The organism is Caulobacter sp. CCH9-E1, assembly GCF_001556515.1.
Taxonomy (GTDB): Bacteria; Pseudomonadota; Alphaproteobacteria; order Caulobacterales; family Caulobacteraceae; genus Caulobacter.
Genome location: NZ_LSJA01000366.1, coordinates 1 through 9,593 on the forward strand (window position 1 = coordinate 1; position 9,593 = coordinate 9,593).

11 protein-coding genes are annotated in these 9,593 nt (G+C 66.3%); 9 read left to right on the top strand and 2 right to left on the bottom strand.

The annotated features are described in order from the left end of the window. From pheT to AX690_RS20490, 4 genes are all read left to right on the top strand, one after another. On the top strand, window positions 1-2,359 hold a 2,359-nt coding region (gene pheT, locus AX690_RS20480; RefSeq protein WP_066730540.1), incomplete at its 5' end, for a phenylalanine--tRNA ligase subunit beta. Window positions 2,360-2,655: 296 nt separating this feature from the next. Further along, window positions 2,656-2,805: a hypothetical protein gene (locus AX690_RS23095; RefSeq protein ID WP_106907222.1), complete on the top strand. Its 150-nt coding sequence runs from the start codon at window positions 2,656-2,658 to the stop codon at window positions 2,803-2,805. 126 nt (window positions 2,806-2,931) lie between these two features. Continuing rightward, window positions 2,932-3,234, top strand: a complete 303-nt coding sequence (locus AX690_RS20485) for a hypothetical protein (protein WP_066680127.1) — start codon at window positions 2,932-2,934, stop codon at window positions 3,232-3,234. Beyond that, window positions 3,213-3,491: a hypothetical protein gene (locus AX690_RS20490; protein ID WP_066680125.1), complete on the top strand. Its 279-nt coding sequence runs from the start codon at window positions 3,213-3,215 to the stop codon at window positions 3,489-3,491. The genes AX690_RS20485 and AX690_RS20490 overlap by 22 nt, the downstream gene beginning before the upstream one ends. 1 nt (window position 3,492) lies before the next feature. Here the strand turns inward: AX690_RS20490 and hmpA are convergent, their stop codons facing one another. Continuing rightward, window positions 3,493-4,701 carry an NO-inducible flavohemoprotein gene (hmpA, locus tag AX690_RS20495; RefSeq protein ID WP_066680121.1) on the bottom strand — a complete coding sequence of 403 codons (1,209 nt, stop codon included), beginning with the start codon at window positions 4,699-4,701 and terminating at the stop codon, window positions 3,493-3,495. Between the two features lie 137 nt (window positions 4,702-4,838). On the opposite strand from hmpA, the gene AX690_RS20500 reads away from it, so the two are divergent. Together AX690_RS20500 and AX690_RS20505 are read left to right on the top strand one after the other, a co-directional pair. Next, complete coding sequence (locus AX690_RS20500) at window positions 4,839-5,279, top strand: Rrf2 family transcriptional regulator (protein WP_066680119.1); 441 nt, start codon at window positions 4,839-4,841, stop codon at window positions 5,277-5,279. Window positions 5,280-5,340: 61 nt separating this feature from the next. Continuing rightward, complete coding sequence (locus AX690_RS20505) at window positions 5,341-5,868, top strand: TIGR00645 family protein (protein WP_066680117.1); 528 nt, start codon at window positions 5,341-5,343, stop codon at window positions 5,866-5,868. A 22-nt stretch (window positions 5,869-5,890) separates the two neighbouring features. Here the strand turns inward: AX690_RS20505 and AX690_RS20510 are convergent, their stop codons facing one another. Beyond that, window positions 5,891-6,505: a DUF1134 domain-containing protein gene (locus tag AX690_RS20510; protein WP_066680115.1), complete on the bottom strand. Its 615-nt coding sequence runs from the start codon at window positions 6,503-6,505 to the stop codon at window positions 5,891-5,893. A 152-nt stretch (window positions 6,506-6,657) separates the two neighbouring features. Between AX690_RS20510 and lepA the strand changes: the two genes are divergently transcribed. The 3 genes from lepA to AX690_RS20525 all read left to right on the top strand — a co-directional run bounded on the left by lepA (window position 6,658) and on the right by AX690_RS20525 (window position 9,462). After that, a complete protein-coding gene (gene lepA / locus AX690_RS20515) occupies window positions 6,658-8,466 on the top strand; it encodes a translation elongation factor 4 (protein ID WP_066730541.1) in 1,809 nt (602 codons plus the stop codon). 370 nt (window positions 8,467-8,836) lie between these two features. Then, on the top strand, window positions 8,837-9,163 hold the full coding sequence (locus AX690_RS20520) for a hypothetical protein (RefSeq protein WP_066683996.1): 327 nt from the start codon (window positions 8,837-8,839) through the stop codon (window positions 9,161-9,163). After that, window positions 9,160-9,462 (top strand): hypothetical protein, encoded by a 303-nt coding sequence (locus AX690_RS20525; RefSeq protein ID WP_066683998.1) that lies wholly within the window; start codon window positions 9,160-9,162, stop codon window positions 9,460-9,462. Before AX690_RS20520 ends, AX690_RS20525 begins: the two co-directional genes overlap by 4 nt. The last annotated feature ends 131 nt before the right edge of the window (window positions 9,463-9,593 follow it).

Genomic DNA, 9,593 nt, shown 5'->3' on the forward strand with positions numbered 1-9,593 from the left:
CATGGCCGGGCTCGAGGTCGAGCATGTCCTCGATCCGGCGACCAAGCTTGCGCCCTTCACGGTCTGCAAGATCGTCGAGGCCGCGCGTCACCCGAACGCCGATCGTCTTCAGGTCTGCCAGGTCGACACGGTCGACGGCCGCAAGGAGATCGTCTGCGGCGCGCCGAACGCCCGCGCGGGCCTGACCACCATCTACGCCCCGATCGGCGCCTACGTGCCGGGCCTGGGCGTGACCCTGGTGGAGAAGCCGGTGCGCGGCGTCGTCTCGAACGGCATGCTCTGCTCGGCCGCCGAGCTGGAATACGCCACCGAGAGCGACGGCATCATGGAGCTGCCCGACAGCCTTTCGGTCGGCACGCCGGCCGTCGACGCCCTGGGCCTGGAAGCCGTCATCGATTTCGAAGTCACCCCCAACCGCCCCGACTGGCTGGGCGTCGCCGGCATCGCCCGCGACCTGGCCGCCGCGGGCGTGGGCACGCTGAAGGACCTGTCGATCGCGCCGGTCGCCGGGGCGTTCCCCTGCCCGATCACCGTCAAGGTGGACGGCGAGGCCTGCCCGGTGTTCGCCGGCCGCCTGATCAAGGGCGTCAAGAACGGCCCATCGCCCAAGTGGCTTCAGGACCGCCTGACCGCCATCGGCCTGCGTCCGATCAACGCCCTGGTGGACATCACCAACCTGATCTCCTACGACCGCGCCCGGCCGCTGCACGTCTATGACGCGGCCAAGCTGGTCGGCGCGACGATCGAGGCGCGCCTGGGCCGCGGCAAGGCCGAGGTCACCCCCGGCGACCAGCCCTCGCCCGCCGAGCACCACGACGAGCAGCTGATCGCGCTGGACGGCAAGACCTATGACATCACGCCGGAGATGTGCGTGATCGCCGACGCCGAGGGCAATCGCCCGATCGGCCTGGGCGGCGTCATGGGCGGCGAGAGCACCGGCTGCTCGGACGAGACGGTCGACGTCTTCGTCGAAAGCGCCTGGTTCGAGCCGATCCGCATCGCCCAGACGGGCCGCGCCACCGGCATCAACAGCGACGCCCAGTACCGTTTCGCCCGCACGGTCGACACCGGTTCGGTCGTCCCGGGGATCGAGCTGGCTACTAAGCTGATCCTGGAGCTCTGCGGCGGCCAGCCGTCGGAGATCATCGTCGCCGGCGAGGTTCCGGCCGCGCCGAAGGGCTTCGGCTTCGATCCGGCCTATGTCGAGCAGCTATCGGGCCTGTCGGTCTCGGCCGACCGCGCGCGCCAGATCCTGGTCGACCTGGGCTTCGACGTGAAGGACGGCTCGCCCTGGACCGTCACCCCGCCGACCTTCCGCCGCGACGTGGAAGGCAAGGCCGACCTCGTCGAGGAAATCGCCCGCATCGCCGGCTATGGCGCCCTGCCCTCGACGCCGCTGCCGGAAGCGCCGCGCGCGGTCGGCGGCATCCTGACCGCGAAGCAGGCCCGCGCCCGCACGGCGCGCCGGGCTCTGGCGGCCGCCGGCTACGCCGAGGCCGTGACCTACAGCTTCACCAGCCGCGAGACCGCCGAGCTGTTCGGCGGCGGCGCGGCCGAGCTCGTCCTCGCCAACCCGATCGCCTCGGAGCTGGACTGCATGCGCCCGTCGCTGCTGCCCAACCTGATCGAGGCCGCCGGCCGCAACGCCCGCCAGGGCTTCCCGGACGCGGCCCTGTTCGAGATCGGCCCGACCTTCCACGGCGACAAACCGAACGACCAGCGCACCGTCGTCTCGGCGATCCTGGTCCCGAAGGCTCCGCGCGGCTGGGACAAGGCCCCGCAAGGCGACGTCTTCACGGTCAAGGCCGACCTGCTGGCCCTGTTGGAAGAGCTGGGCGCGCCCGTCGCCTCGCTGCAGACCGCGCAAGGCTCGGCCTCGTCCTGGTGGCATCCTGGGCGCTCCGCGCGTTTGCAGCTGGGCCCCAAGGCGGTGATGGCCGAGTTCGGCGAGATCCACCCGGCGGTCCTCAAGGCCCTGGACGTGGCCGGCCCGGTCTATGGTTTCGAGATCACCCTGGAGGCGATCCCCGAGCCGAAGAAGAAGTCGGTCAAGACCCGCCCGGCCTTCTCGCCCTCGGCCCTGATGCCGCTGACTCGCGACTTCGCCTTCCTGGTCGAGAAGGCCAAGGCCGCCGGCGATCTCGTGAAAGCCGCCGCCGGCGCCGACAAGGCGCTGATCACCGCCGCGCGCGTGTTCGACGTCTACGAGGGCCCCGGCGTGCCCGAAGGCTTCAAGTCGGTCGCGATCGAGGTCGTTGTCCAGCCCCGCGAAGCCACCCTCACCGACGCCGAGATCGAGGCCCTGTCGGCCAAGGTCGTCGCGGCGGCCGAGAAGGCCGGCGGCAAGCTGCGGTCTTAAGTTCCCTTCTCCCCTTGCGGGAGAAGGTGGCAGCCGGAGGCTGACGGATGAGGGGTCGCGCAGGCGGCCCCTTTTTTCGTTGGAGAGGCCATTCAACCCCTCATCCGGCGCTGCGCGCCACCTTCTCCCGCAAGGGGAGAAGGAAACCGATCTGCTGACTTTCCAGGCGCCAAGCCTCACTAGAGGCAGCCCCCGCCCTCCTCCGCGACCGAACGTCCCTGCTCGGGGCAAGCCCTTGCGCGGTAGTGAATGTCACGCTACCTGTAACAAGCGCCTATTGGACTCATCGCTTCCACATGCAATCGACCTTCGCCTTCGCCGCCTTCGTGACCACCGGCCTCGCCGCCGTGGCTGCGATGTCGTGCGCGGTGTCGATGTGGAACATGATTAACCAGATTAAAACCGTGCGAGTTCGAACGGGGCAAAATCGGCGCAAGCAGCGGTAGGAAACCCTACCAAACCCAAAGCCGAAGGATCGCAAGATCTCCAAAAAGCCCCGCTCCCACGAGCGGGGTTTTTTGTTGCGCGGTTCCTCGGTCCTCCCAGTCTCTCAAGATCCAAGGACCACATCGATGAGCTACCTGCCCTCTCCACCCGCCTTCCACAGCGACGCCGACGGCGTCACCGTGCACCAGTTGCTGCTGGCCGCGCAGGACGCGCCCAGCGCGCTCGACGCCGTTCGCCAAGGCCTGGCCGACAGCGGCGCCGAACTGTGCGGCCTGACCATGAAGCCCGTCGGCCAGATCGTCGAAGCCTCGCTGCGCGTGCGCCATCTGGGCGACCAAGCGGCTCGACTGCTGGCCCGCGACCTCGCCGCCTGGCCGGGCGTCAACTCGGCCTCGGTCGAGCACCAATGGGTCCGCCCGTGCGCGTAGACAGTCTCAAACCAGAGGATGAGAAACGCCGGCTCTTCCTCGTCACCGCCGAGGACACGCCCGACGCCTTGATGCGCGTGCTGGGCGTGGCCTCGGTCCAGCAGGCGCGGCTGCGCGCCCTGTCCGCCGCTCCCGAGGGCCAGCACATGGCCATTCGGCTCGAGATCGACGACCAGGGCGACGCCCGCGCCGAAGCCCTGGCGTCGCGCCTGGCCGCCTGTCCGGCCGTGCGCGGCGTCGGCTTCGGCTGGCAGTAGCCTAAGCCGCCAGGAGTTCGTCGGCGGGGCCGAAGAACTCGTACTTGATGCGGTCAGGCGAGACGCCGGCCGCGGCCAGCCCCGTCACCAGCGCCCGCATGAACGGCCGAGGGCCGCACAGATAGAAGTCGGCCGCGTCGAAAGGCGTGTTGGTCTTCAACCAGTCGATATCCACCATGCCGTCCACGTCGTGAGTCACGCCCACCGCGTCGCTGGGCAGAGGCTCGCTATAGAACGTCGCCACCCGCGTGCGGCCATGCTCGGCCGCTAGGCCGCGGACATGGTGCGCCATCGCGTGGACGCGGCTGTTGATCGCCCCATGGACGAAATGGGTCTCGAGCTCAGGGTGATCCTTGGCGATCGCCTCCAGCATGGCGACCATCGGAGTCAGGCCGACGCCGCCGCTCAGCAGCACCACCGGCCGATCCGGCGCCGGCGCCAGATGGAAATCACCCGCGGGCGGAGTCGCCTCGACGATGTCGCCCTCGGCCACGACGTCGTGCAGGAACACCGAGCCGTGGCCCTCGTCCTCGCGCTTGACCGAGATGCGATAGGTCTCGCCGTTCGGCGCCGCCGAGATTGAGTAGTTGCGCTTCAGGCCCTTTTCCGAGGGCGTGTCGAAACGGAAGGTCAGGTGCTGGCCCGGCCGATGGGCGATCACCGGCCCGCCATCGCGCGGGCGCAGGATAAACGAGGTGATGACCTTGCTCTCGCGAATCTTCTTCTCGACCACGAACGCGCGCCAGCCGACCCAGCCCCCCGTCGCCGCGGCCGCCGCCTCGCGGATCGCCGCTTCCCGACCCTTCAGGATGTCAGCCAGGAACCAATAGGCTTCCCCCCAGGCCGCCAGGATGTCCTCATTGGCCGCCTCGCCCAGCACGTCGACCAGCGCGCCGAGCAAGGCGGTCGCCACCGCCGCGTAGTGCTCGGGCAGGATATGGTAGCCCACGTGCTTTTGGGCCATGCGTTCGACCGCGCCGCCCAGAACGCCCAGATTGTCGATGTTCTGCGCATAGGCGAGCACGGCGCCCGCCAGGGCCTTGGGCTGGGCGCCGGACGCCTGATTGGCGTGGTTGAACAGCGAGGCGATGGCCTCATCCTGGAATAGGCGCGCGTACATCGCCTTGGTGATCGCCTCGCCATGGACGGCGAGGACCGGAGCCGTCGCCTTCACGACCGCGATCGTCTTTTCGCTAAGCTGCGTAGCCATTTCAAAACCCCTCAAAGATGCATTTTCCGCGCATCTATCTGGGAGATCGTCGTTATGCAAGATTAAATGCATTTAATGTGCATCTTTTTACCCACGCCGCTCGACGGACTATCGCGGCTGCTGATAAGCCGGATGCAATGCGTCTGACTCGGTACACCGACTACGCCCTGCGCGTGCTTCTGCACCTCACCGCCTATGACGAGCGGCTGGTGTCGATCGGTGAGATTTCGCGCGCCTATTCGATCTCGCAGAACCATCTGATGAAGGTGGTGCAGGACCTCAGCCGGACGGGCTTTGTCACGGCGGTTCGAGGCCGGAACGGCGGCCTGCGCCTGGGCCGTCCTCCGGAGGAGATTCGCATCGGCGACGTCGTCCGGCACACCGAGGACGGCTTCCAACTCGTCGACTGCAGCACCTGCAAGGTCGCGCCGGCCTGCACCCTGCCCCGCGGCCTGAACGAGGCCACCCGCGCCTTCCTGGCGGTCCTCGACGGCTATACCCTGGCGGACATGGCCAGCGCTCGCAGCGACCTTCGCATGCTGCTCGGCTCGCCCGCCCCTAGTGATCCGGCAATCTGAGCGTTCAGGGCGTGACGAATGTCACCTCGCCCGACTAGGCTGGAGCTTGACGGAGGCCTGAATGAAGAAACCGATTCTGGAACTGTGGTTGGAGCGCGGACTGTTCGCCTCGCGCTGGCTGATGGCGCCGTTCTATGTCGGCCTCGTCGTCGCCCTGGCGGCGCTGATCGTGGTCTTCTTCCAGGAGCTGGCGCACGAACTGCCGCACCTGCTGACGATGAAGCCCGAGGACGCCATTCTGCTGGCTCTGTCGCTGATCGACCTGTCGCTGGCCGCCAACCTGCTCGTGATCGTCATCCTGTCGGGCTACGAGAACTTCGTCTCCAAGATCGATACCGCCAGCCACGAGGATCGCCCCGACTGGATGGGCACGGTCGACTTCTCGGGTCTGAAGATGAAGCTGATCGCTTCGATCGTGGCGATCTCGGCGATCGCCCTGCTGAAGGCCTTCCTGAAGCTGACCGAGCCAGGCCAGACGGTGGATCAGGTCCGCCTGTTCTGGCTCGTGACTGTCCACCTGTCCTTCGTCGCCTCCGGCGTGCTGCTGGCCGTGATGGACTGGCTGAACGGGAAGGTGGAGAAGCACTAGCCCCTCCACGCGCCGCGCGAGCCTAGAACGGCAACGTGCGGCGCTTGCGGCTGTAGCCCAGGTAGCCGATGTTCGCGCCGAGGCGCAGGCCGACCCCTGCGCGGATCGGCGCCAGGGTGATCTCGTCGGCCTTCTGGTAGTTCACGCCCAGGCCGCCGATCAGATAGGCGCTGCCTTCGACGCCGGGGAAGCGGCGGAAGATCGCGTCGGGATATTGCAGATTATAGCACAGGGTGAAGACGCGGCTGGCGTTGCCGCCCCAGTCCCAACCGATCGAAGGGCCCTGCCAGAAGACCTCCATCGTCGGACGGCCCTTCATATAGAGCAGCCCCCGGCCATAGCGCAGGCCGACGGCGAAGGCGCCCGAGCCCTCCTCGCCGGCGATATAGCCGGTGGGCTGGCCCTTCTCCTTGAAAATCCGCTCAATGGCCGCGCCGGCGCTCTCGGCCGTCACGCCCAGGAAGTCGGAGGTGGCGCGGACCATCTCGTCGCGGGAATAGGTCGAGGCGCCGCCCGTCTCATAGACTGGACCGCTGGAGCCGGCCGGCGGCGGATTGGCTTGGCGCGCTAGGGCGTCGGTCGCCGAGGCGGTCAGGCCAGCGGCCGCGCCGGTGAGGATCAGCTTGCGACGGTCCATGTCAGAAATTCCGGATCAGTTACTTTGCAACACTGTTGCAAGCCATTGAGACCGGTTTGGGGCCCCAAACTTAACGCGCGGTTAAGCATGTCCGCCCAACGCCCCGCACCCGCCCCCTCGCGAAGCGGGCCAAATGTGCTAGAGGCTGCCTCATGACTTCGACGCCTCTGGACAAGATCCGTAACTTTTCAATCGTGGCGCACATCGACCACGGCAAATCGACGCTGTCCGATCGCCTGATCCAGACCACCGGCGGCCTCACCGCGCGTGAGATGAGCGCCCAGGTCCTGGACAACATGGACATCGAGAAGGAGCGCGGGATCACCATCAAGGCCCAGACCGTGCGCCTGACCTACAAGGCCGCCGACGGCGAGACCTACATCCTCAACCTGATGGACACCCCCGGCCACGTCGACTTCGCCTACGAGGTCAGCCGGTCCCTGGCCGCCTGCGAAGGCTCGATCCTGGTCGTCGACGCCAGCCAGGGCGTCGAGGCCCAGACCCTGGCCAACGTCTACCAGGCCATCGACAACAACCACGAGATCGTCCCGGTCCTGAACAAGGTCGACCTGCCCGCCGCCGACGTCGACCGCGTCAAGGCCCAGATCGAGGACGTCATCGGCCTGGACGCCTCCGACGCCGTCGAGTGCTCGGCCAAGACCGGCCTGGGCATCCCCGACGTGCTGGAAGCCATCGTCACCCGCCTGCCCGCCCCCAAGGGCGACCCCAACGCCCCGCTCAAGGCCCTGCTGGTCGACGCCTGGTACGACGCCTATCTCGGCGTCGTCGTCCTGGTCCGCATCTTCGACGGCACGCTGAAGGCCGGCCAGCAGGTCCGCATGATGCAGACCGGCGCCACCCACCGCATCGACAAGGTCGGCGTCTTCACGCCCAAGGCCACCGACGTCGAGTACCTGGGCCCCGGCGAGGTCGGCTTCTTCACCGCCTCGATCAAGGAAGTGGCCGACGCCGCCGTCGGCGACACCATCACCGACGAGAAGAAGCCCACCGCCGAAGCCCTCAAGGGCTTCAAGGAAGTGGTCCCGGTCGTGTTCTGCGGCCTCTTCCCGGTCGACGCCGCCGACTTCGAGGACCTGCGCGCCGCCGTCGGCAAGCTGCGCCTGAACGACGCCAGCTTCACCTACGAGATGGAGAGCAGCGCCGCCCTGGGCTTCGGCTTCCGCTGCGGCTTCCTGGGCCTCCTGCACCTGGAGATCATCCAGGAGCGCCTGTCCCGCGAATTCGACCTCGACCTGATCGCGACCGCCCCCTCGGTGGTCTACAAGATCCGGCTGCGCAACGGCGAGGAGATCGAGCTGCACAACCCGGCCGACCTGCCGGACGTCATGCAGATCGAGGAGATCCAGGAGCCCTGGATCAAGGCCACCATCTTCACCCCGGACGAGTATCTCGGCGGCGTCATCAAGCTGTGCCAGGACCGCCGCGGCATGCAGCGCGAGCTCAGCTACGTCGGCAGCCGCGCCATGGTCGTCTACGACCTGCCGCTGAACGAGGTGGTGTTCGACTTCTACGATCGCCTGAAGTCGATCTCGAAGGGCTACGCCAGCTTCGACTACCAGCTGGAGGACTACCGCGCCGGCGACCTCGTGAAGATGTCGATCCTGGTCAACAGCGAGCCCGTCGACGCCCTGTCGATGCTGGTCCACCGCAGCCGCGCCGAAAGCCGCGGCCGGGGCATGTGCGAGAAGATGAAGGAGCTCATCCCCCAGCACATGTTCGTCATCCCGATCCAGGCCGCCATCGGCGGCCGCATCATCGCCCGCGAAACCGTCCGCGCCCTGCGCAAGGACGTGACCGCCAAGTGCTACGGCGGCGACGCCAGCCGCAAGCGCAAGCTTCTGGACAAGCAGAAGGAAGGCAAGAAGCGCATGCGCCAGTTCGGCAAGGTCGAGATCCCGCAGGAAGCCTTCATCGCCGCGCTGAAGATGGACGAGGATTGATCGGGGCGGTTAGCGCCTGATCGTAGGGCTTGGAGCGCCCCCGCCGGGAGACTGGCGGGGGTGTTTTATTTCGGCTGTTAGCAGCGGGCGGAATGTAAGCCGTTAGCGTCAGACGAGCGCGAAGACGGAATGTTGAGCCAGTACTTGGACGAATATTCACTCATAAAGCCACATTAGGCAGCCACGAACGCCAAACGCGCAGGGCCAAGTCGAGCCGCTTACTGACGCCCCTTTTAGATCCGTAGTAGCTCCCGCTGGCCATGCAGATCGGCTATCAAATCTTAGGCTCTGATAACGGTCCGGAAACCTGAAGAGGTCCGAACCGTAACCCGCATGGACAACGGCGAGGCGTCGCGCGAAGGTGGCCCAAATGGATACAGACGAAAAAATCAGGGCCTTCCGTGCATCCATCTCGTCGAATCTCCTCGCTGGCGATGACTTCATTGATTGGCAGGTCGTCGAGCAGCACCTGAAGTCGTCGAGCTCAGCGATCCTTCATATCCAATGCCTTGTCGATGGCGGTGGCGTGGACCGAAATGGCTTGGAGAAGCTTCTGCGGGACGAGCCCTCGGTATATCCACTTTTGCTCGACCTGATCGCCTTCAACACTAGCGGCACCCAAGTCGAGAAGTGGGGCCTCCCGCAACTCATAAGCCACGACCAAGGCAGGACTGCTTGGGTATGGAAGCGATTATGATCGACTTCCTCAAGCGCCAGTCAGCAGAGGATCTCCAAACGGCAGAGGCTTCCTGTAGGTCGCGCGGGCGCTTCCATGACGCTCGCGATCCAACCACTTGGTCCCTAGTCGATCTCATGCGTGGAGTAAGGGCGTTGCTTCGCTTAGGCGAGCTCGACATCCCCGAAAACTTGAGAGAGTGGCGCAATCTCATCCACCCGGGCGTATGCATGAGAGCTTACAAGCCCGATTTCGATCTTGCCCCTGAGGTGTGCACTGCGGCCGGGCAACTGCAGATCATTTTGCGCGACTTGCCGTAGAGTCAGGAGGGATCCCGGCACGTCAACGGGTAGAATGCGATTGCGGGCAAGGTGCACATGTCCGCGTCCATCGGCTAAATATCCTACCCAACTCCCCCACCTCTTCCCACACCTAACCCCCTGAAATCCCT